This window comes from Variovorax sp. 160MFSha2.1 (genome assembly GCF_048305075.1).
Taxonomy (GTDB): domain Bacteria; phylum Pseudomonadota; class Gammaproteobacteria; order Burkholderiales; family Burkholderiaceae_C; genus Variovorax; species Variovorax guangxiensis.
Genome location: NZ_CP157624.1, coordinates 320,320 through 341,660 on the forward strand (window position 1 = coordinate 320,320; position 21,341 = coordinate 341,660).

Genomic DNA, 21,341 nt, shown 5'->3' on the forward strand with positions numbered 1-21,341 from the left:
CGCAGGAAAGGAAAGCCGCCATGGACAGAATCGTCCGCGCCCATACCCCGCTGGGTGACGACCAGCTGCTGTTTCGCTCGATGCGAGGCAGCGAGGGACTGTCGCAGCTCTTCGAGTTCGAGGTCGAGTTGCTGAGCGCCAACGCCTCGATCGATGCGAAGTCCCTGCTGGGCAAGCCGCTCGCGCTCGAGATACGGACCGCGGGCGCCCCGCGCTTCCTGCACGGCCATGTCGCACGCTTCACCGTGGTGGGGCGCGAGGGCGGAAGGACTCGCCACACCATCTACCGCGCGACGGTGCGTCCGTGGCTCTGGTATCTCACCCGGGCGAGCAACAGCCGCGTGTTCCAGGGCAAGAGCGCGGTGCAGATCATTGCAGAGGTGCTGGACGCCTACGGCTTCGTGTTCGAGAACCGGCTCTGCGGCGACTACCGCGCCTGGGACTACTGCGCGCAGTTCAACGAGACCGACTTCGCGTTCGTCAGCCGGTTGATGGAGCTCGAAGGCATCTACTACTACTTCAAGCACGAGAGGAACCAGCACACGCTGGTGATGGCCGACGACATCTCCGGCCATGACGAGTTGCCCGACTACGGCTGCATCGACTTCTTCGCGGCCGACCGTCCGATCGGGGACGACCTCGAGGTCGTCGATGCCTGGCAGCCCAGCGCCGAGCTGCGCACCGGCAGCTATGCGGTGGGCGACTTCAACTTCACCATGCCCAGGGCCGACATGTTCAGCGTGCGGAAGTTGCCGATCGGCGCGAGCCAGGATGGCCACGACATGTACGAGTGGATGGGCGATTACGCAGCGCCGGGCCAGGGCGAGCACTACGCGCGCGTGCGGCTCGAGGAGGCGCAGGCGCTGTCGGAGCGCAGCGACGGCCATGCCACCGTGCGCGGCATGGCGCCCGGCTGGCGCTTCACGATGCGCGGCGCGCCGCGCGATGCCGACAACTGCGAATACCTGCTGGTGTCGGTGGCGTACGACCTTCGCGAGGCCGGCTATGCGAGCGACGAGGGCCGGGGGCGCTACAGCTTCGGATTCGTGGCGCAGCCCGCGGCACTGCCTTTCCGTGCGCCGCGCGGCACGCCGATGCCCCTGGCCACCGGGCCGCAGACCGCCACCGTGGTCGGCCCGGCCGGACAGGAAATCTGGACCGACGAGTACGGCCGCGTGAAGCTGCAGTTCCGCTGGGACCGCCAGGGGCAGTCCAACCAGGACAGCTCTGCCTGGGTGCGCGTGTCGCAGGCTTGGGCCGGGGACGGCTTCGGCACGGTGCACGTGCCGCGCGTGGGCCAGGAGGTGGTGGTCGACTTCATCGGCGGGCGCGTGGACCGGCCCATCGTGATCGGGCGTGTCTACAACACCGATTGCATGCCGCCCTTCGACCTGCCAGCGGAAGCCACCAAGAGCGGCATCGTGTCGCGCTCGACCCCCGGCGGCACACCCGCGGACGCCAACGCCATCGTGTTCGAGGACAGGATGGGCGCCGAGCAGGTGCTGCTGCATGCGCAGCGCAACCTCGACACCGAGGTCGAGGCCGACGAGACCCACACCACCGGCGGCACGCGCACCACGCTGATCAAGGGTCACGAGTCTTCCACCTTCGAGTCCGGCGAGGAGCGCCACATCACGCAGGGCGCAGTGGAGACCATCGATGGCGGAGAGACGCGCACCGTGACCGGCGGCGCGATCGAAAGCGTATCGGACGGCGAGAAGCGCACCATCACCGGCGGCGCCACCGAGATCATCAGCGGCGGCGAGCGGCGCACGGTCACCGGCGGCATCGATGAGACCGTCAACGGCGACGTGATCGTCACCGTCAATGGCGCGGTGCTGCGCCTCGTGACCGGTGCCGACATCCGCATCACGTGCGCGGGCCGCGTGGAGATCATCAATGCCATCGACGGCAAGCTGGTGCTCGGTCCCGACAACACGGTGGTCACCGGCCCCAAGACGGTTACCGCTCCCGACATCACCTACAACAGCACGACGTCCGAGATCAACGTGACGAACTTCAAGCTCAACGCGACCGTGAGCGTCTACAACACGCCCACCCAGATCATGAAGGGCGACACCGACAACTGGTGGCAGCGCATGCTGATGGAGGGCACCAAGCGCCAGGCGCTCGCCTATGCCTGGAGCTTCGACCGGTATGGCAACAAGATGCAGTTCTCGGGCATCAACTGGCTGATCCAGAGCCTGTTCGTGAACATCTCCGGGGTCAACTGGCTGGAGGCCAAGTACAGGCCCAAGCTCAAGGCGCTGAAGAGGAAGAAGAGCGTCGTCACCGCCAACGCCGGCGGAACCGAATCGACCAGCACCGGGCTGGAGAACAACACATGAGGCGCGCGCCCCCCGGCTGCGCAATGCCCCGGATCGAAAGGATGCTCGCATGCAGTGGGCCGACATCCTCGGCATGAGCGTCGGGGACCTCGTGGCGCTGGCCGCCGTCGTGCTGGCCGTGCTGCTCATCGGCGGCAGCGTGGTCACCAGCGCGCGCTTTCGCGGCGAGGAGAAGCTGTGGGAGCAGCTGCGCGCCCATGGGCGGCGCACCGAGGCCGAGATCCTCGGCATCGCGCGCCCGCCCGACCGCCTCATCATGCGCGGGCGTCATGCGGCCGACATGGCCGCCGCGGAGCTGCGGCTGACGTTCAGCGACGCCGCCGGCCAGCGCCGCGACGCCAGCGTGCGCACCTTCATCGACACCGAGCTGATCGCCAACTTCACTGCGGGGCGCAAGGTCCACGTGGTCCATTCCGACGACGAGCCGCCTCAGGTGGCGATCGACCGAGATCGCACGCAACTCGAGATACCCAGTACCGACTGATGAAGATCATCAAGCCGCTGCGCGTCAGCATGCTCACCCGCCCCTTTCCGAAGGACCAGCGCCACTGGCTTTCGATGACCGCGATCGCCATGGCGGACGGCCTCGCCGCCGACGCGCGCCTGGTGCCTGAGCCCGAGATCTGGAAGACCCTCGCCGCGGAGCTCGGCAACGACTTCGCCTTCGATGCGGGCATGCCCAAGGCCGGACCCGAATTCCTCGTCACGGGCAACGCCTACACGCACCACCAGCAGGACAAGACCCAGTGCGCAGTCTCGGTGCAGCTGCAGGGCCGGCGCAAGACGCTGCACGTATCGGGCGACCGGTTCTGGCTCGACGGCCGGGCCACCGTGCCGCAGCCCTTCGATGCGATGCCCATCGACTGGCGCCATGCCTTCGGCGGACCCGGGCATGCGGAAAACCCCGTCGGCATCGGCCTGCACGACGAGGTCGTCAACGGGCTTCGCACGCGGCGCCTGCCGAACATCGAACTGCCTGCACAGCGCCTGAACCGGCCCGACGAGGTCCGCGCGCCCGCGGGCTTCGGTGCCCTGGACGAAACCCGTCCCTCGAGGGCGGCGCGCCTCGGGCGCAACTACGACGAGCATTGGAAGCAGCACCTGTTTCCCGGCTATGCCTCCGACATGGATTGGCGCTACTTCAACGTCGCGCCCGAAGACCAGTGGCTCACCCCGGCGGAAGGCGGCCTCGAGGGCGCCGCGTTCGAGATCGTCAACATGCACCCGGTGCATCCCGTGCTGTCGGGACGCCTGCCCGACTGGCGCGTGCGCGGCTTCGTGGTCCGCGGCGCGCATCATCCGCGCCCGTTGGACGGCGCGGCGCTGGAGGACTTTCCGCTCGCCTTGAGCACGGCCTGGTTCTTTCCGCACCTGGAACGCGTGGCCCTGATCTTTCACGGCGTGACGCCGATCGCCGAGGACGACGCGGCCGACATCAGCCATGCGATGGTTGCGCTCGAGGAGGGCGTCGAGGCGCCGCTTCCGCTCGAAGGCTACCGGGAGACGCTGGTCACGCGCTGCGAGTCGGAAGACCGCGCGCTCTACTTCATGCGCGACGAGCAGCTGATGCCGGAGCGCATCATCGGCCCGTGGCCGGATCTCGACGCGGCGATGCCGCCGCCGAGTCCGCTCAAGCGCAACATGCAGGCACGCGCGCAGCAGCTGAGTGCCGAGTTGGACGCGAAGGCCCGCGCGGCCGGCGTGGACACTTCCGAATACGAGAAGGCCGTGCCCGCCGACCCAGCCTTGCCGACGCTGCACGAGCTGCCCGCCTTCATCGCGAAGATGCGCCAGTCGATCGCCGACCAGCGCCGCAAGCTCGACGAGGCCCGCGAGGAAATCGACCGTGCGGCAAAGGCCAATGCTCCCGAGTCGCGCAAGGCCGGCTTCGACACATCCACGTTCGTCGCCGAGGCCGCCTCGACGAAGCCCAAGGGCCCGCCACGCTTCGACATGTGGCCGCGCGTCGAGCGAATGGCGAGCGACAACCATGCGGGCGGTGCGACCCCGATGACGGCCGAAGCCAGGGCCCAGATGAAGCGGATGATCGAGGGGGCGGACGAGAAGCTGCTCGCGAACTACCGGCGCACGGCCCAATACCAGGACGCCGCCGACCCCATGCCCTCGGAAGCGGCGCGACGGGTGCGCGAGCAGGTCGCCTCCATCCTTGCGGGCTCGCGCGATTTTTCGGGCATGGACCTGACAGGTGCCGATCTCTCCGGCATGGACCTGCGCGGCACGCGCTGGCACGAGACCCTGCTCGAAACCGCGGACTTCACCGGCAGCTGCCTCGACGACGCCGACATGTCGCAGGCGCTGCTCGTGCGTGCCAGGTTCGTGCGCACCTCGCTGCAGGGCGCGAACTTCGCCAAGGCCAACATGGCGCTTGTGCATGCCGAATCGGCCGACTTCAGCCGGTCCCGCTTCGACGGGACCACGCTCGACCAGCTCCATGCGAGCGGCTGCGATTTTGCGGAAGCGGCCATGGACAACCTGGTGCTGAGCCAGGCGCGCATCGAGGGCTGCAGCTTCGAGGATGCCAGGCTCTCGGCCGTCGATTTCGACGACGGCACCGAACTGCGGGTGGTGCGCTTCGACCGCGCGCGCCTGTACAAGGCATCGTGGATCGAATGCGCGGTACAGGAGCTGAGCTTCATCGGCGCACAGCTCGAGACCTGCGACTGGACCGACACCCGCTGCGATGGCGGCATCGACTTCTCGGCAGCGCGGATCGACAGCACCTGCTTCGTGGGCGAGGCGGTGCTGCGGCATGCCTGCTTCCGCGATGCTTCGCTGGTCGACTGCAGCCTGCGCGACGCGCGGCTCGACGAAGCCGACTTCACGCAGGCGAAGCTGGACAACAGCGACTTCTCGAACGCATCGATGCGCGGCGCCGTGCTGCACCGTGCGGACGCCATGAACTGCATGTTCGTTCGTACCGACCTCACCGCGGCTTCGCTGGTGGACATCAACCTCATTGCCGCGAACCTCGACAAGGCCGTGCTGGTTTCGGCCGACTTCCTTCGGGCCAACCTGTTCCAGGCCGACCTCGGGCAGTGCCTGATCGACGATACGACCCGCTTCGACGAGGCCTACACCGAGCAGGTCAAGACGGTGCCACGGCGCAAGCCCGAAGAGAAGACCGCATGACACCCACGCGATTGCAGGCCATGGTCAAGGGCGGACAGGAGATCAGGGAGCGGTCGCTGCGCGGCCTCGACCTGCGCGGGCTCGACCTCTCCGGCGGATTGTTCGCGCACAGCGACTTCACCGGCGTCGAACTGGAGGGCGCCAATCTGGAGGGGAGCGTGTTCGACGAATGCCGGTTCGAGGGCGCCGCCCTCGGCTCCTCCAACTTGGCCGACTGCGTCTTCAATGCCTGCGAGGCGGCGGACGCCGGGCTGGACGATGCCGTGCTCCGGGACGTGACCTTCCATCGCTGCGACCTGTCGGGCGCGAGCATGCAGCGCGTGGATGCCGGCGTTGCCAGCTTCGATCACTGCGCGCTCGATGGCGCGTCCTTGCGCGGTGCCGTGTCGGAATCGCTGATCTTCTACGGCTGCACGCTCGAGCGAACCGATTTCACGGGCACTGCGCTGCCGAAGGCGACCTTCTACCAGGCCGACCTGCGCACCGCTGTGTTCGCCGGCTGCGACTTCGACAAGGCCATCTTCACGGAGTGCGACCTGTCGGGGCAGGTGCTGCGCGGGCTGCGCTTCGAGTCATGCCAGTTCACCGACGCCGATCTTCGGCACTGCGACTTCGAAGGCGCATCGCTCGCGCGCTGCAACTTCAAAGGTGCCCTGATGGAAGGCGCCAACCTGCGGCGCGTCCAGGCGCAGCAGTGCCTCTTTCCGTTCGTGCAGTTCGCGGGCGCGGCCTGCACGGCCGGCGTCTTCACGCAGAGCATCTGGATCGACGCAAAGCTGGAGAAGGCCGATTTCTCCTCGGCCGACCTGGAGCAATGCATCTTCCACCGCGCGCGCTGCGGCGAGGCCCGCTTCACGCAGGCCCGGCTCACGTATGCGGATTTCTCCTACGCGGACCTGCACGACGCCGACTTCCACGGTGCTACGCTGATGCGCACCAAGGTGCACCGTGCGCTGCTCGAAGGCACGCGCATTCCCGACCCGGGCGGCCTGCTGGCGAATGAGCCCGAACTCTTCGCGGCCGAGGAGTTTTCCGCGCGCCGCCGCTTCGAACCATTGACGACGACGAAACGAGGTTCCTCATGACAGTCGCTTCGCTGAGAACAACACACAGGCCCGCCGCGGCCGTCGAGGGCCCGCCGCCTGCGGCTGCGGCGGGCGGGGTGGTCAACGCGCTGGGCGTGGTCGCCTCGGTGCTGCCGGGCGGCATCTACGGCGTCGAGAGCGACGGCCGGGTGCTGCGCTGCCTGCGCGCTGCCAGCTGCCTGCTGCGTCCGGAGATCGGCGACATGGTGCTGGTCAGCGGGCCCGACGAACGCCGCCTTTATCTCACCGCGGTGGCCGAGCAGGCCCAGCCCGGCGTGGCGCGCGTCGAAGTCGAGGGCGACCTGATGCTCGCCTCGGCCCGTGGGGCGGTCAGCATGGAAAGCGCCACGCAGCTGAGCCTGCGGGCAGGCCATGGCACCACATTGAGCGGGCCGCAGCTCGAGATCGACGCGGACGAGGCGCGCTGCCGCATCGGCCGGCTCGACTACAGCGGCGAGGAAGCACGGGCGACCGTGTTCAGCATGCGCGTGATCGGGCGTGTCTACGAGGTCGTGGTGGACCGCCTGGTGCAGCTAAGCAAGAGCGCCTTCCGCATGACCGAAGGCATCGACCAGGTGCAGGCCGGCCAGATCGACTACCGCGCCAGCGAGATGACCCGGCTGCACGGCAAGAACACCGTGATCACGGCGCGCGATCTCGTCAAGGCAGATGCCAAGCAGATCCACATGGGCTGACCGCATTCCGGAAAGCCGCAAAGAACCCGCAAAGGAGAATCCGCATGTTTGCCAACTGCCAGCTCATGGGCATCGACATCGCATTTCCCGATGTCTGCAAATCGCCCATGGTTCCCATTCCGTGGCCGAACTTCGCGCTGGGATGCACCGCCATTCCGAAGGCCTGGAACATCCTCTATCTGTGCACGCCCGCGCACAACCTCGCGACCACAACCCCGCTGACCAACGGCGACAACGCCGGCGTGGGCCTGGGCGTCGTGGTGCCGCGCGTGATGTCGGAGTCGCGGCACACCATCGGCGCGTTCACGCTGCGCATCAAGGGTTCGCCGCAGACACGCGTGACCAGCCTCACGCGCCAGAACGGCGGCAACGCCTTCGGCATGCGCATCGTGCCGAGCCAGCCCAAGATCCTCGTGCTGGCGGCCTGAGGCGAGAGGCTCAGCCGTTGCGCGGCGACGCTGCGCCCGCCAGCGTCACCTGCTGCGGAAACCCCACCCACACCGCCAGCGCCGAGTAGTTGTCCTGCGAGTCATCGGCCTTGGCTTCCGCCGCGCGGCGGATCAGTGCCAGCCATTCCTCCGCGCTGTCGGCCAGCTGCAGCGAGCGCTCCATCACCTGCTGCGAGATCAGCTGCCAAAGCCCGTCGGTGCAAAGCAGGAATGCATCACCATCGGCCAGCCGCTGCGGCGCGGTGATGGTCGCCTCGGCCGTTGCTCGCGCACCGAGCGCGCGGTACAGCAGATTGGTTTTCACCAGCCGCTCGCCGCCGTTCTGATGGCTCGCGGCCGCATCGCCCGAGCGCTCCGACAGGCTGTGGTCCTCCGTGCGCTGCATCAGCGCGCCGCGACGGAACCAGTAGAGGCGGCTGTCGCCCACGTGCGCCCAGCAGGCCTGGTTGGTGATGCGGTCGACGAACAGCGACACGAAGGTCGCGCTCATGCGGCTCTGCTCGGTCAGCTCGCGCTGCTTGGCAAGGATGGCGTCGTTCGCCGCCTTCACGCAGCGCTGGATGTTGTCGGCCGCCAGCGAGGGCGCAGCGACGAAGGTGTCTAGTGCGGTGTCGACCGCGATGCGCGAGGCCAGCTCGCCGCCCGCGTTGCCGCCGACACCGTCGCTCACCACGAAGCAGCCGTTGCGTTCGTCGAGGTGGTAGCCGATGGCGTCCTGGTTGCCGCTGCGCTCGCCGACGCAGGAGAACTGCGAGGTCGAGATCGGCACGGCGAACGAGGAGGAGGACGAGGAAGAGCGTGTGGCTTCAAGCACGGCGCATCTCCTTCAGCCGTTCCATCTCCTTGTCGTAGGCCTGCTGGAAGGCCCGGCCGAACACGGCCTGGAAGTCGTCCTCGACGGCCGCCGTGGTCTCGGTGTGCAGCTGCTGCAGCTCGCGCCACAGGCGCGCTTCGCGGCCGCCAGGCAGCAGCTTCTCGCCGAGGCTGCCGTCGTGAGGGGTGTCGCGGCTGAGAGCGGCGGGGTCGAAGCGCTTGAGCAGCGTGAGCAGCGCGGCGCGCATGCCCGCGACCATGCCGAGCTGGTGCGACTGCAGGTCGCCGAGCGCGTCGTGCACGGCGGCCTCGGGCGGCAGGAAGCCGGGCATGCGCGCACCGAACATCTGCATCAGCACGGCGCGGCCATTGGGCAGGATCTTGAAGGGGTTGTTCTCCTCGTCCACGATCATCGTGATCTCGGCGCGCACTTCGCGCTTGAGCATGGCGCGCGAAGACAGCAGTTCGATGGTGCCGTCGGTGAAGGCACGCATGATGCGGCCGAGCCGCTGCATGGCTTCGATGTCGAGCGGCTGCTGGCCGGCGACTTCCGGAACGCCGGCGCCCTCGAGGAAAGCCCTGAAGAGGGCTTCCGATGACGACGATGGAAGCGCTGCTGTCCCGGGCTGCGGCGTGCTTGCTGGCGAGGGTGCTGACGTCGCCGCTTCGGGTGCCGGGACAGGTTCTGCCACCGGCGGCGGCTCCGTAAAGAGGGGCGGCTCGGGTCTTGTCTCCTGCATCACGGGCGCAGGCGGTGGCGCGGGAGGAGAGGGCGGCGGAGGTGGTGGGGGCGGAACCGGCGCGGGCGGAGGCGGGGGTGGAGGCGAGGGAGGCGGGGGCGTTGCTTCCACTCGCGGCGGCTCGACGACAGATGCCGGCGCAGGTGCCGGCATCGCCACCGGATTCGGCGGACGGAACTGCGCCGCCACTTCGCGCGCATGGTTCGAATGGCTGTAGCCCGGTGTGGCCGGCCTGTTGTTGTGCAGCAGGTCGACCGCCGGGTGCGTGTCGCCCGGCAGCAGCGGATCGGTATGGGGCAGTGCCGTGGGGCGCGGGTCGGAGAGCGGCGAATGCGCGCTCTCGTCGGACGCGAAGAAGGACAGTGGATCGACGCCGCGCTTGAGCGCAACGTCAGACATGTCCCTGGTCGCGTCGGGATTCAGCTCGGCGAGCGGGTCGACCGGATTGCGGCGTGCCTGCGACGGCAGCTCGAAGGGCTCGTGCGCCATCGGGTCGGGCATCGGCGCGGGCGTTGTGTCGACACGGCGCGGTGCGTTGGCGAGGATGGCGTCCCAGTCGGCCGCGGAGGGCATCTGCGACGAACTGGCGTTCGTGCCCGGGCTCTGCGTGGGCGGAGTCGATGGCGAAAGCGTCGCCCAGGGATCGGGCTGAGGCGCGGGTGCGGGCGCAGGCGGCTGCTGGTATTGCTGCTGCAGCGGTGGAACAAAAGCCGGGCTGGGTGGCGACGGTGCGAAAGCAGCAGGTGGCGGCGGCGCCGGCACCGCCTGGCGCGGCGGCGATGGCATTGCCACCGTGGGCTGCGTGTCTCCGATGGGCAGGGCCCCTTCGCCGAACAGGTCGGAGAAGACGTCGGATGCGCCGGAAGACGGAAGCAGCGCGTCGATGGGGCCTGCTGCCGATATCGGTGGCGCGGCCATCGGCGGCGGTGGCATGTACTGAGCCGGCGCCGCTGCCGGTGGCGGGGGAAAGGGCGGGGGTGGTGGTGCAACAGGGCGTGCGGCATGCTGAGCGCTCGAGGCCTCCAGCACATAGCTGCCGATCGTCACCCGGTCGCCATCGGCCACGCGCGATTCCTGCTCGTGCGCGAGCGGGCGTCCGTTCACGCTGATGGGCAGCACCGCGCTCATGTTGCGCAGCACCGCGGCGCCATCGTCGTCGAAGCGCACGGTGGCCTGCAGGCGCGAGATCTGGCGCTGCTCGTCAGGCAGCACAAGATTGTTGTCGGGGCTGCGTCCGATCGTTCCTCCGGGCGCGGCGAGCAATGCCGAGGGGCCCGTGGCCACCGGCCTGCCTGCGTGTTCGATCACTGTCCAACGCATGGCTTCTCCGTGTTGGTCTTCTCGCGCCGCAGTGCCGGTGCGGCCGCGATGTTCTTCATCAACGCTTCATTCGCTTGGCGGCCTCGAACGCGGGGCCCCACACCGGATGCTTGCGCTCCGCCACGTTGAGCTCGAAGGTCGGGAACGCATCGAGGATCTTGCGGAACTGCAGCCGGCATTCGGGGATCTGGTTGGCCACGCAGTAGCTGAAGGCCTCCAGCTTCATCGCATCGAGGCGCGTGGCCGGCTCCGCGGCTTCGAACACCGAGACGCCGCCGCTCTTGAGCGTGCTGAGTGCCTTGGCATAGTCCCCTTCGTCATACGCCTGTTGCGCCTTCTCGAGCGTGGTGCGCGCCACTTGCTGGCTCAGTCGTTCGGGTTGGGGCGCGGGCTCCGGCGGCGGTGTGGTCGTGCAACCGGCGACCGCAAGAAGAGCTAACGCCAGAGCAGGCAGACATGACTTCAATCTTCTCTCCTACCTTGCAAAGGGCAATGAAAAGGCAATGCTTGAGATAGTGTGCCGCTCAGTCGCGACATGCACGCCATGCGCCATCGTAAGGGCGCATGACTTCGATAATATAAGCCGCGAACCCTCGGGAGATTTCAATGCATCGACGAAGCTTGCTACAAGGCGCACTCGCAACCACACCGTTGTTTGCGGGCCTCATCAGCGGATGCGCATCGACGGCCAAGTCAATGCCCACGCCCTACGCCGTCACCATCAGGATCGACGACGGCGTCAATCCGGACGGACGAGGACAGGCCGCTCCCATCCTGGTGAAAGTCTTCGAATTGAAATCTTCCGGTAACTTCGAGACAGCAGACTACTTCGCATTACAAGACCGTGACAGGGAAACGCTGAGCACGGAACTGGTCAACGCCGACCAGGCGATCATGCGCAGCGGCGAAGAGCGGGTATTCAAGCGCGAGGCCGGTCTGGACTCGCGCGCCATAGGCATCATCGCCGGTTATCGCAAGCTGGAGGCCGCTCGCTGGCGCATCGTGCTGCCGCTGAAGGAGCCCAAGCAAACCAACCTGTACAAGGTGTGGCAGTTCTCGCCGAGCGAGCAGGCCGTGCATGTCGCTGTGCGCAAGACAGGCATAGAGCTGCTACCAAGTCGTTAACTTTGGACCGAAGGTATTGATTCGCTAGTACCAAAGTGCGAGAAATTCATAAGCGAAATGCGGTGCAAAACGTAAGACTCGACGTGTAGCATCGAGAGCAAAACAAGTGGACCGGGAGGCCGCTCTCCAGCGCATCTCCCGCTCCGGCGTGAGCACTCCCCAGGAGGACTTTTTGGTGACAGTTCGCAATCGGGGCGCCGCAAAGAACGGCGCTCATCCGCAGGCATTGGCGAATCGCGTTGTGTGGTCCGAGGGCATGTACCTGCGCCCGCAGCACTTCCAGCAAATGGAACGCTATGTCGAGCAGTACGTGACCCGGCGCACCGCGGGCCTGCAAGGCGCCTACTGGGGCTGGCTGCACCTGGACATCGATCGCGACGCCTACGCGCTGGGCCGCGTGTCGCTGCTCGGCGGCGCGGGCGTGATGCCCGACGGCACGCCCTTCTCGTTCGGCGCCGAAGACGCGCCGCTTCCTTATGAAGTGCCCAGCGATCTCACCGACGAACTCATCGTTCTCGCGCTGCCCTTGCGCAGGCCCGGCAGCGAGGAAGTCATCTTTTCGGAAGACGAAGGCTCCGCCGCGCGCTTCGGCGTGATCGAACGCGAGGTGAACGACGGCAATGCCGTCGCCTTGGGCCCGGCCGTGCTGCAGCTCGCGTCACCACGCCTACGCCTTGCGCGTGCGTCTTCCCTCACCGCCGAATGGCAGGCCATCGGCGCGGTCCGCGTGATCGAGCGCCGCACCGACCACAAGCTGGTGGTCGACGCCAACTACATCCCGCCGGTGCTCGACGCCTCCGCGCACGCCATGCTGCGCAGCATGATCGCGGAGCTGCACGGCCTGCTCACGCAGCGCTCGGAGGCACTGGCCTCGCGCCTCTCGCAACCCGGCCGCGGCGGCGTGAGCGAAGTCTCCGATTTCCTTCTGCTCGAGCTGGTCAATCGCTATCTCGCGCTCACCTGGCATGCGCAGCAGGCCGTGCAGGTGCACCCCGAAGAACTTTTCGTCGACTGGCTCAAGCTGGCCTGCCACCTGGCCACGCACACGTCGCCCACGCGCCGTCCGGTGCTGTGGCCGATCTACGACCACGACAACCTCAACGAATGCATACGCCCGCTGCTCGAAGAGCTCCGGCGTTCGCTCTCCGCCGTGCTCGAGCAGAGCGCGATCGCCATCGAACTCGAGGAGCGCAGCCACGGCGTGCGCGTGGGCCGCATGCCCGACCCGGTGCTGGTGCGCAACGCCGGCTTCGTGCTCGCGGTGCATGCCGACCTGCCGGCCGACGCGATCCAGCAGCGCTTCCCCACGCAGGTGAAGATCGGCTCGGTCGAGCGCATCCGCGACCTCGTGCAGCTGCAGCTGCCGGGCGTGGTGGTGCGTCCGCTGCCGGTGGCACCGCGGCAGATTCCGTACAACGCGGGCTACCACTATTTCGAACTCGACAAGAGCGGCGACATGTGGCGCCAGCTCGAGAAATCGGGCGGCGTCGCGATGCACCTGGCCGGTGACTTTCCCGGTCTGGCCATGGAGTTCTGGGCCATCCGTCCGTGAGGGACTCTATGAACGGTGTCAACGACATGGCCGTCGGCCCGGGGGGCTTCGTGCCCCCGAACCCGGGTGGCGGCAACGCCGATGCGGGCGGCATGCCCGCCGCGCAGCGCGGACTCGGTGCGCAACCCGACTCCTTCACCGCATGGCATGACGCGCGGCGCCCGCATGCGGGCGACACGGCGCTCGCGGGCAACAACCCGCTGGTGGCTGCGGCCAACCCGCTGCTCGACCTGATCCCGCAGATCCGCGCCACCGGCCACCATCCCGCGCCCTCGCAGCTGCGCGAGCACCTCGTCGACGAGGTGCGCCGCTTCGAGACGCGCGCGCAGCAGGCGGGCATCTCGCCCGAGGTGATCATCGGCGCGCGTTATTGCCTGTGCACCGCGGTCGACGAGGCCGCGGCGCTCACGCCGTGGGGCGGCAGCATCTGGTCGTCGCAGAGCCTGCTGGTGATGTTCCACAACGAGACCTGGGGCGGCGAGAAGTTCTTCCAGCTTCTGTCGCGCCTGGTGCAGAACCCGCAGCAGCACCTGCACCTGATCGAGCTCATCTACTTCTGCTTGGCCATGGGCTTCGAGGGGCGCTTTCGCGTCATCGACAACGGCCGCTCGCAGCTCGAGACGCTCAAGCAGCGGCTGCTGCAGATCATCCGGCAGACGCGCGGCGAGATCCCGGTGCCGCTGTCGCCGCACTGGCAGGACGGCAGCGCCCCGGTGCGCCGTTCGCGCAACTGGCTGCCCGTGTGGGCCGTGGGCGCGGTCGCAGCGGTGCTGCTGATGGGCGTGTTCGCCTTCCTCACCTTCAATCTCGCGGGCCACTCCGACGGTGCGTTCGCGGCCGTCAATGCGGTGCGCCTGCCGCAGGCCGAGCGTGCCGTCGTCATGCCGGCGCCGGTGCCGCGCCTGCAGCGCTTCCTCGAGCCTGAAATTCGCGAAGGACTGCTCACCGTGCGCGACGAGGCGGATCGCAGTGTCGTGGTGCTGCGCGGCGACGGCCTCTTCGCCTCGGGTTCCGACCGCGTGCTCGACCGCTACGCGCCGGTGCTCGCGCGCGTGGCCGACGCGCTCAATTCCGTGGAAGGCAATGTGCTGGTCAGCGGCTTCAGCGACGACCAGCCGATCCGCAGCGTGCGCTTCCCCTCCAACTGGCAACTCTCGCAGGCCCGCGCCGACGCGGTGAAGAAGATGATTGCAGCGCGCATTGCGCGGCCCGAGCGCCTGCGCGCCGAAGGCCGCGGTGACGCCGACCCGCTGGTGCCCAACGACTCGCCCGCCAACCGCGCCCGCAACCGCCGCGTCGAGGTGACGCTGCTGGTGGCGCCGGTGGCTCCTGTGCCGCTCGTTGCCCCCGCGCCCGTACCTGCCCCCGCACCGCGCTCCGGAGGCACCCGCTGATGCTGCGCGCCATCTTCCGTTTTCTCATCAGCCGCGACCTGTGGGTCTTCCTGGGCCTGGTCGCGCTCGCCTTCCTGATCTGGGTCATCGGCCCGGCCATCGCGGTCGGCCGCTACCGTCCGCTCGAGGACGAGATCGTGCGCATCGTGGTCATCGTGCTGATGTTCACGATCTGGCTCGTGCGCGTCATCTACCGCAAGTGGCGCGAGCGCCGGCTCAACGCGCAGCTGCTCAACCAGCTGCGCACGCCCTCCAAGAGCGAGAAGGAGGCCAAGCCCGAGGACGCGCCCGAGATCAAGGAGCTGCAAAGCGGCTTCACCGACGCCACCAACATCCTGAAGAACATGCGCTTCGGCGCGGATGCCGACGGCAAGCCCGCGAGCCGCTTCTCGCTGTTCGACCGGCAGTACCTGTACCAGTTGCCCTGGTACATCTTCATCGGCGCGCCGGGCTCGGGCAAGACCACCGCGCTGGTCAACTCCGACCTCGACTTCCCCCTGGCCGACCAGCTCGGCAAGGCGGCGGTGCGTGGCATCGGCGGCACGCGCAACTGCGACTGGTGGTTCACCAACGAGGCGGTGCTGATCGACACGGCCGGGCGCTACACCACGCACGAGAGCAACCGCGAGACCGACGAGGGCGAGTGGAAGGGCTTCATCGAGCTGCTGAAGAAGTTCAGGCCGCGCCAGCCGATCAACGGTGCGATCCTCACCATCAGCATCGCCGACCTGCCGCTGGCCGACGACGCACAGCGCGCGCGCCACGCGATGGCGCTGCGCAAGCGGTTGCTGGAGCTGCGCAACGACCTTGGCATCGATTTCCCGGTGTACGTGCTGGTCACCAAGACCGACCTGCTGGCCGGCTTCAACGAGTACTTCGGCTCGCTGGGCCGCGCGGAGCGCCAGCAGGTGTGGGGCTTCACCTTCCCGATCCAGGGCAACCCGGCGAAGGCCGGCAAGGGCAACAAGGGCGCGGCGCCCGTGGGCGGCGACCTGCGCGAGCGCTTCCACCAGGAATACAAGCTGCTGCACCAGCGCCTGGACGAGCGACTGCCCGAGCTGCTGGCGGCCGAGTCCGACCCGATGCGCCGTGCGCAGGCCTACCTGCTGCCGCAGCAGTTCGCGAGCTTCGAGGACATCCTCGGCACCTTCCTGGCCGACGTGTTCAACCCGTCGAAGTTCGAGGCCGCGTCGATGCTGCGCGGCGTGTACTTCACCAGCGGCACGCAGGAGGGCACGGCCTTCGACCGCGTGATGGGCGCCATCAAGCGCTACCTGCAGGTCAACGCGCCGCCGGCGCCGCCGCCGGGCCCGGGCAAGAGCTACTTCCTGAAGGAGCTGCTGCAGCAGGTGATCTTCCGCGACGCGGGCGTGGCGGGCACCAACCTGCGCTGGTACCGGCGCAAGCGGGCCATCGACATCGCGGGCTACAGCGTGATCGGCGTGCTGCTGGTGCTGCTGCTGGGAGCCTGCGTGAACAGCTGGCGCAACAACAAGGAGTACGTGGCCGAGGTCGACACCAACGCCAAGGCCTTCAACAAGGCCGCCGCGCGCGGCGAGCTGCCCACGGTGGTCGACACCAGCGGCGACATCGCCAGCTCGCTGCTCATCCTCGACAGGCTGCGCGACCTGCCGAAGTCCAGCCACTTCGACATCGGCGATCCGCCGACCTCCTACCGCTTCGGCCTGTACCAGGGCGAGAAGCTGCAGGCGGCGACCGACGGCGTCTACCAGCGCGCGCTCGAGACCGTGCTGCTGCCGCAGGCCGCGCAGCGCGTGGAGCAGTCGCTGCGCGAGGCCGCGAAGAACGACGCCGAATACAGCTACGAGGCGCTCAAGGCCTACCTCATGCTGTACGACGCCGAGCGCTACGACGCCGACTTCCTGCAGGCCTGGCTGCTCACCGACGTGGACCGCAAGATCGGCGCCTCGCTCACGCGCGAGCAGCGCGCCAACCTGGAGTCGCACCTGAAGGCGCTGTTCTCGGGCCGCGTGGTGACCTCGCCCTTCGCGAAGGACGACAGGCTCATCACGCAGACGCGCGAGCGCCTGGCCGGCGTGCCGCTGGCGCAGCGCTCGTATGCGCGGCTGCGCCGCATCCTGCTGCAGACCAGCCAGCCCAATGCCTTCACCATCGCCGAGGCGGGCGGCGCCGAGTCGGCGCTGGTCATCCGCCGCGCGAGCGGCAAGCCGCTGACCGACGGCATCCCGACGCTCTTCACCTACCGCGGCTACTGGGACATCTTCGACAAGCGCATGGCCGAGACCGCGCTGTCGCTCGAGCAGGAAGACCGCTGGGTGCTGCAGATCCGCGCGCCCGGCATCGCCGACATCACCTCGCGCGAGCTGCTGCTGCGCGAGGTGCGCCGGCTCTACCTCACCGACTACATCAAGGTGTGGGACGACTACCTCGTCGACATCCGCCTGGCCGACAGCCGCTCGCTGCTGCAGAGCATCCAGATGACGCGCGTGCTCTCGACCGCCGAGTCGCCGATGTCGCGCATCATCCGCGGCGCCGCGCGCGAGACCGACCTCCTGCGCAGCCACGACGAGGCCGCGCGCAGCCTGCTCGACCAGGCGCAGAACCGCGTGCAGAGCACGCGCGAGCGCATCGAGCAGCTCATCGGCCAGCCTGACGGCAGCCAGCGCCGCAACACGCGCGTGGACCGCCCCGAGTCGCTGGTGGACAACCACTTCGAGCCGCTGCGCCGCATGGTCACCGCGCCCAAGCAGGGCGGGCAGGCGCCCATCGACGCGACGGCCGCACTCATCAACGAGCTCTACAACTTCCTCACCGCCACCGACACGGCGCTGCGCAGCGGCAACATCCCGCCGACCAGCGACGCGGTCACCAAGGTGCAGGCAGAGGCGGGGCGCCTGCCGGTGCCCTTCCAGGGCATGCTGAACGACCTCTCGGCCACCGCCTCTTCGAAGGCGGCTGCGGTCACGCGGCAGAACATCGGGCAGAGCGCGGCGGCCAGCATCGGCTCGTTCTGCAATCAGGCGATCGCGGGGCGCTATCCGTTCACGCGCGGCTCCAGCCGCGACGTGGCTTCGGGCGACTTCGCGCAGCTGTTCGCGCCGGGCGGGATGATGGACGACTTCTTCCAGAAGAACCTCATCACGCAGGTCGACACCTCGGTCAACCCCTGGACTTTCAAGCGCGGCGTGGACGGCAGTGCCACCGGGCGCTCGGCGTACCTCGATTCGTTCCAGAAGGCGCAGGCGATCCGCGACGTGTTCTTCTCGGGCATGGCGGGCGGGCGCACGCCCTCGTTCACCATCGACATCCGGCCCGAGGACATGGACGCGGCGCTCACGCAGTTCACGCTCGACGTCGACGGCCAGACGGTTCGCTACGCCCACGGCCCGCAGGCGCCCAGCACCGTCAAGTGGCCGGGCCCGCGCAACAGCAACCAAGTGCGCCTGCAGGTGACCACCGCCAACGGCACGCCGGCCGGCGGCATCGTGACCGAAGGGCCGTGGGCGCTGCACCGGCTCTTCGACAAGGCTTCCATCTCGGCGGGCAGCTCGCCCGAATCCTTCAACGCCAGCTTCGACCTGCAAGGCAAGAAGGTGGTGCTCGCGGTCACCGCCAACAGCGTCTACAACCCGCTGCGCCTGCCGCAGATGAACAGCTTCTCGTGCCCCGGGAAATCATGAACACCCCCAGGCTTCGCGCACTTCGTGTCGCTTCTCCAACCCCCTTGCAGGGGGCAACACCTGCGGCCCGGCAAAGCCGGTTCCGCGGTGTTCCTGGCATATGCCGCGATGTTGTTTCGAGGCATATGCAATGAACAGCAGCATTCCTCCACAGGCCTGGGTGCCGGTCGACGAGCAGATCGGCTGGTACGGCAAGCTGCCCTCCGCCGGCGACTTCCTCTATCGCCGCATGCCGCGCGAGTTGCAGGCCTGGTGGGACCGCTGGATGCAGAACGGCCTGGGCAGCTTCAAGCGCTGGCCCGACGCGATGACGCGCCACTACGCGGTGGCGCCGGTGTGGAACTTCGCGATTCCCGCCACGCAGGGCGTCGACGCGGTGCAGTTCGGCTGCATCGCACCCAGCTGCGACCGGGTGGGCCGCTACTACCCCGTGTGCATCACCCTGCAGGTGGCCGCGCGCAACTACCGCCCCTCGGTGCTCGAAGGTTCGGCCGAGTGGTACTGGCAGTGCGGCAGCGCGATGCTGCAGGCCATCCGCCACGGCGTGGCACCCGACCAGTTCGACAGCCAGGTGCTGGCGGCCGGCCGCGCGGGCTTCCAGACGGCCAGCGGCGGTTCGGACGACATCCTTTCGATCCTCGGGCCTACGGCCGGTGGCGCCAGCGCCCAGCAGCGCCTGGGCTGGCCAGAGCTTCCACTGTGCTTCGACCCTTTCGGCAGCACCAGCTACTGGTGGACCAACCAGGCCGACGGGTCTCCGTTGCGCACCGCGGCCCATGGCGGCGGGCTCAACACGCCGCTGTTTTCCAAGTTGTTTTCGCAGGGACATGTGCCATGGGCATGAACAAGAAGAGCCATATCGGCCGGCAGGCCCGGAGGGGCCAAGAGGGTCATGGGGGCCGTGAGGATCATGTGGGCGGCCGTCCCGCAGGAGGAAAAGAAGCATGACGACCATGCACGGCATCGGAAGCCCGGCGGCCGACGCGCAGGACGAGCGCCCGCATCCCCTGGGCGCCAACCACCGCCTCGACGAGTTCGAGCTGCTCGAGGTGATCGGCGAGGGCGGCTTCGGCATCGTCTACCGCGCCTACGACCACTCCCTGCAGCGCGAGGTCGCCATCAAGGAATACATGCCCGCGATGCTCGCGCGCCGCGTGGGTGACAACAGCGTGCACGTGCGCTCCGAGCGGCTCACGGCCACCTTCCAGGCGGGCCTGCGCAGCTTCATCAACGAGGCGCGCACGCTCGCGCAGTTCAGCCACCCGGCGCTGGTGCGGGTACACCGCTTCTGGGAGGCGAACTCCACCGCCTACATGGCGATCCAGCTCTACAAGGGCCGCACGCTGCGCCGCCTGGCGGAAGACGAGCCCGGCAAGGTCACCGAGCCCTGGCTGCTGGGCATGCTGGGGCCGCTGCTGGGTGCGCTGGAGACGCTGCACCGCAGCCAGTGCTTCCACCGCGACATCGCGCCCGACAACATCTTCATCCAGCAGGACGACCTGCCGGTGCTGCTCGACTTCGGCGCGGCGCGCAAGTCCATCGCCGATCTCGTCGACGAGGTGGCGGTGATGGTGAAGTCGGGCTACTCGCCCATCGAGCAGTACGCCGACGACAACACCCTGCTGCAGGGCGCATGGACCGACCTGTACGCGCTGGGCGCTGTGCTGTACCGCGCGGTCACCGGCCATCCGCCGCCTTCGGCCGTGGTGCGCAGCGTGCAGGATGCCTACGTGCCGCTGTCGTCCATGGGCCGCGACGACCTGAGCCCGGCCTTCTGCGCCGCCATCGACCACACGCTGGCCGTGCACAGCAAGGACCGCACGCAGACCGTGGCCGCCTTCGCCGCCGAGCTCGGGCTGGTGAAGCTGGGCGACATCTACGTGAGCGGCATGGGCGTGCCGGCGGTGATCATTCCCGCCGCGCCCGTTTCGGCCACGCCGCCGCCTCCGCAGCTCACGCCGCAGCAGTTCTCGCCGGTGTCGGCGCCGGCGCCGCTGGAACCGATGTCGATGCCCATGCCGGTGGCCGCCCCCGAACCGGTGCGCGCTCCCGCGCCGGCGCCCGTACCGCGCGCGGCGCAGGACGAGCGCGACAGCCGCGCCAAGGCCCGCAAGGCCGTGGCTGCCGCGCCCGCGCAGAAACAGAAGCTCAAGCGCCCGCCCTGGGGCATGGTCGGCGTGCTGCTGATCGCGCTCGTCGCCGTGGGCGCGTGGATCGGCCTGCGCCTCACTTCGGGCATGCAGCCGCAGGAGCCCAAGACCGCGATGGTGCCGGTGCCGCCGCCCAGCGATCCGATGTCGACCAGCGCAGCGCCGCCGGCAGCGATGCCGCCTGCGGCCACGACCGGTACCGCCACGCCGCCCGCCACCGACGGCGTGCCGCCGGCCGTGGCCGGCGGTGCCGCGGCGCAGCCCCCGGCCGCGGCGGCCAGCGCGCCCGCAGCATCCACCGGGCCCCTGGCGCCGCTCGAGAACGTTCCGGTCACCACGCCCGGGACTGCGCCGGCGACGCCCGCAACACCGGCCACGCCGCCCGAATCCGCATTGGCCACCGCCGAAGCCGAGGACTGGAACCTCGCGCAGAGCGAGAACACGCGCGAAGGCTACGAGGCCTACCTGCGCCGCTACCGCCGCGGCCTGCACGCCCGGGAGGCGCGCAACGCCATTGCCGAGATCAACCGCGTCTCGCCGCCTTCGGTGCCCGTTGCCCCCGGCACACAGCCGCCCGGAACCACGGTCGCCGGCGCCACGCCCGGCACGCCTGGCGCCACCGCCACTCCGCCCGCGGCGGCGCCCGGCATGGGCCGCGTGCTGTTCAACGTGCGGCCTTGGGGCCAGGTGTTCGTCGACGGCGCCGATCGTGGCGTCAGTCCGCCGCTGAAGTCGCTGTCGCTGCGCCCCGGCATCTACAACATCGAAGTGCGCAACGGCGACCTCGAGGTGTACCGGCAGCGCGTGACGGTGCAGGACAGCAAGTCGGCGCCCGTGGTGAGCCACGAGTTCAAGTAG

Annotated in this window: 15 protein-coding genes; 12 read left to right on the plus strand and 3 right to left on the minus strand. The window is 68.6% G+C overall.

The annotated features are described in order from the left end of the window. Positions 1-20 precede the first annotated feature (20 nt). Genes ABL838_RS01375 through ABL838_RS01400 form a run of 6 tightly spaced genes read left to right on the plus strand, consistent with a single transcriptional unit; the run spans position 21 to position 7,706 of the window. A complete protein-coding gene (locus ABL838_RS01375; RefSeq protein ID WP_418123766.1) occupies positions 21-2,348 on the plus strand; it encodes a type VI secretion system Vgr family protein in 2,328 nt (775 codons plus the stop codon). 49 nt (positions 2,349-2,397) lie between these two features. Then, complete coding sequence (locus ABL838_RS01380; protein WP_126022481.1) at positions 2,398-2,832, plus strand: hypothetical protein; 435 nt, start codon at positions 2,398-2,400, stop codon at positions 2,830-2,832. Beyond that, positions 2,832-5,498, plus strand: a complete 2,667-nt coding sequence (locus tag ABL838_RS01385) for a DUF2169 family type VI secretion system accessory protein (RefSeq protein ID WP_418123768.1) — start codon at positions 2,832-2,834, stop codon at positions 5,496-5,498. Before ABL838_RS01380 ends, ABL838_RS01385 begins: the two co-directional genes overlap by 1 nt. Continuing rightward, positions 5,495-6,583, plus strand: coding sequence for a pentapeptide repeat-containing protein (locus ABL838_RS01390; protein WP_418118726.1), 1,089 nt, complete (start codon positions 5,495-5,497; stop codon positions 6,581-6,583). Before ABL838_RS01385 ends, ABL838_RS01390 begins: the two co-directional genes overlap by 4 nt. Further along, positions 6,580-7,278, plus strand: a complete 699-nt coding sequence (locus tag ABL838_RS01395) for a DUF3540 domain-containing protein (protein ID WP_418123769.1) — start codon at positions 6,580-6,582, stop codon at positions 7,276-7,278. The genes ABL838_RS01390 and ABL838_RS01395 overlap by 4 nt, the downstream gene beginning before the upstream one ends. A gap of 44 nt (positions 7,279-7,322) precedes the next feature. Then, positions 7,323-7,706 (plus strand): DUF4150 domain-containing protein, encoded by a 384-nt coding sequence (locus ABL838_RS01400; RefSeq protein ID WP_418123770.1) that lies wholly within the window; start codon positions 7,323-7,325, stop codon positions 7,704-7,706. A gap of 10 nt (positions 7,707-7,716) precedes the next feature. Here ABL838_RS01400 and ABL838_RS01405 read toward each other — a convergent pair whose 3' ends face one another. Genes ABL838_RS01405 through ABL838_RS01415 form a run of 3 tightly spaced genes read right to left on the minus strand, consistent with a single transcriptional unit; the run spans position 7,717 to position 10,958 of the window. Then, positions 7,717-8,541, minus strand: a complete 825-nt coding sequence (locus tag ABL838_RS01405; protein ID WP_126022478.1) for a PP2C family protein-serine/threonine phosphatase — start codon at positions 8,539-8,541, stop codon at positions 7,717-7,719. Continuing rightward, a complete protein-coding gene (gene tagH / locus ABL838_RS01410) occupies positions 8,534-10,600 on the minus strand; it encodes a type VI secretion system-associated FHA domain protein TagH (protein ID WP_418123772.1) in 2,067 nt (688 codons plus the stop codon). Before tagH ends, ABL838_RS01405 begins: the two co-directional genes overlap by 8 nt. A gap of 58 nt (positions 10,601-10,658) precedes the next feature. After that, a complete protein-coding gene (locus ABL838_RS01415; protein WP_311737037.1) occupies positions 10,659-10,958 on the minus strand; it encodes a TssQ family T6SS-associated lipoprotein in 300 nt (99 codons plus the stop codon). 338 nt (positions 10,959-11,296) lie between these two features. Between ABL838_RS01415 and tssJ the strand changes: the two genes are divergently transcribed. The 6 genes from tssJ (at position 11,297) to ABL838_RS01445 (ending at position 21,341) form a co-directional block, all read left to right on the plus strand. Beyond that, positions 11,297-11,725 carry a type VI secretion system lipoprotein TssJ gene (tssJ, locus tag ABL838_RS01420; RefSeq protein WP_240650660.1) on the plus strand — a complete coding sequence of 143 codons (429 nt, stop codon included), beginning with the start codon at positions 11,297-11,299 and terminating at the stop codon, positions 11,723-11,725. Positions 11,726-11,981: 256 nt separating this feature from the next. Beyond that, on the plus strand, positions 11,982-13,277 hold the full coding sequence (tssK, locus tag ABL838_RS01425) for a type VI secretion system baseplate subunit TssK (protein WP_240650671.1): 1,296 nt from the start codon (positions 11,982-11,984) through the stop codon (positions 13,275-13,277). An 8-nt stretch (positions 13,278-13,285) separates the two neighbouring features. Then, a complete protein-coding gene (locus ABL838_RS01430; RefSeq protein ID WP_418123774.1) occupies positions 13,286-14,671 on the plus strand; it encodes a DotU family type VI secretion system protein in 1,386 nt (461 codons plus the stop codon). After that, a complete protein-coding gene (tssM, locus tag ABL838_RS01435; RefSeq protein ID WP_418123776.1) occupies positions 14,671-18,333 on the plus strand; it encodes a type VI secretion system membrane subunit TssM in 3,663 nt (1,220 codons plus the stop codon). Before ABL838_RS01430 ends, tssM begins: the two co-directional genes overlap by 1 nt. A 130-nt stretch (positions 18,334-18,463) precedes the next feature. Further along, positions 18,464-19,177, plus strand: coding sequence for a type VI secretion system-associated protein TagF (gene tagF / locus ABL838_RS01440; protein ID WP_126022472.1), 714 nt, complete (start codon positions 18,464-18,466; stop codon positions 19,175-19,177). Between the two features lie 100 nt (positions 19,178-19,277). Beyond that, entirely contained in the window at positions 19,278-21,341 is a 2,064-nt protein-coding gene (locus tag ABL838_RS01445) for a serine/threonine protein kinase (protein ID WP_418123777.1), read from the plus strand.

Bases quoted from the DNA above. Each gene is read 5' to 3' on its own strand.
- ABL838_RS01375 (WP_418123766.1), top strand. From the start codon at position 21: ATGGACAGAATCGTCCGCGCCCATACCCCGCTGGGTGACGACCAGCTG.
- ABL838_RS01380 (WP_126022481.1), top strand. From the start codon at position 2,398: ATGCAGTGGGCCGACATCCTCGGCATGAGCGTCGGGGACCTCGTGGCG.
- ABL838_RS01385 (WP_418123768.1), top strand. From the start codon at position 2,832: ATGAAGATCATCAAGCCGCTGCGCGTCAGCATGCTCACCCGCCCCTTT.
- ABL838_RS01390 (WP_418118726.1), top strand. From the start codon at position 5,495: ATGACACCCACGCGATTGCAGGCCATGGTCAAGGGCGGACAGGAGATC.
- ABL838_RS01395 (WP_418123769.1), top strand. From the start codon at position 6,580: ATGACAGTCGCTTCGCTGAGAACAACACACAGGCCCGCCGCGGCCGTC.
- ABL838_RS01400 (WP_418123770.1), top strand. From the start codon at position 7,323: ATGTTTGCCAACTGCCAGCTCATGGGCATCGACATCGCATTTCCCGAT.
- tagH (WP_418123772.1), bottom strand. From the start codon at position 10,600: ATGCGTTGGACAGTGATCGAACACGCAGGCAGGCCGGTGGCCACGGGC.
- tssJ (WP_240650660.1), top strand. From the start codon at position 11,297: ATGCCCACGCCCTACGCCGTCACCATCAGGATCGACGACGGCGTCAAT.
- tssK (WP_240650671.1), top strand. From the start codon at position 11,982: ATGTACCTGCGCCCGCAGCACTTCCAGCAAATGGAACGCTATGTCGAG.
- ABL838_RS01430 (WP_418123774.1), top strand. From the start codon at position 13,286: ATGAACGGTGTCAACGACATGGCCGTCGGCCCGGGGGGCTTCGTGCCC.
- tssM (WP_418123776.1), top strand. From the start codon at position 14,671: ATGCTGCGCGCCATCTTCCGTTTTCTCATCAGCCGCGACCTGTGGGTC.
- tagF (WP_126022472.1), top strand. From the start codon at position 18,464: ATGAACAGCAGCATTCCTCCACAGGCCTGGGTGCCGGTCGACGAGCAG.
- ABL838_RS01445 (WP_418123777.1), top strand. From the start codon at position 19,278: ATGACGACCATGCACGGCATCGGAAGCCCGGCGGCCGACGCGCAGGAC.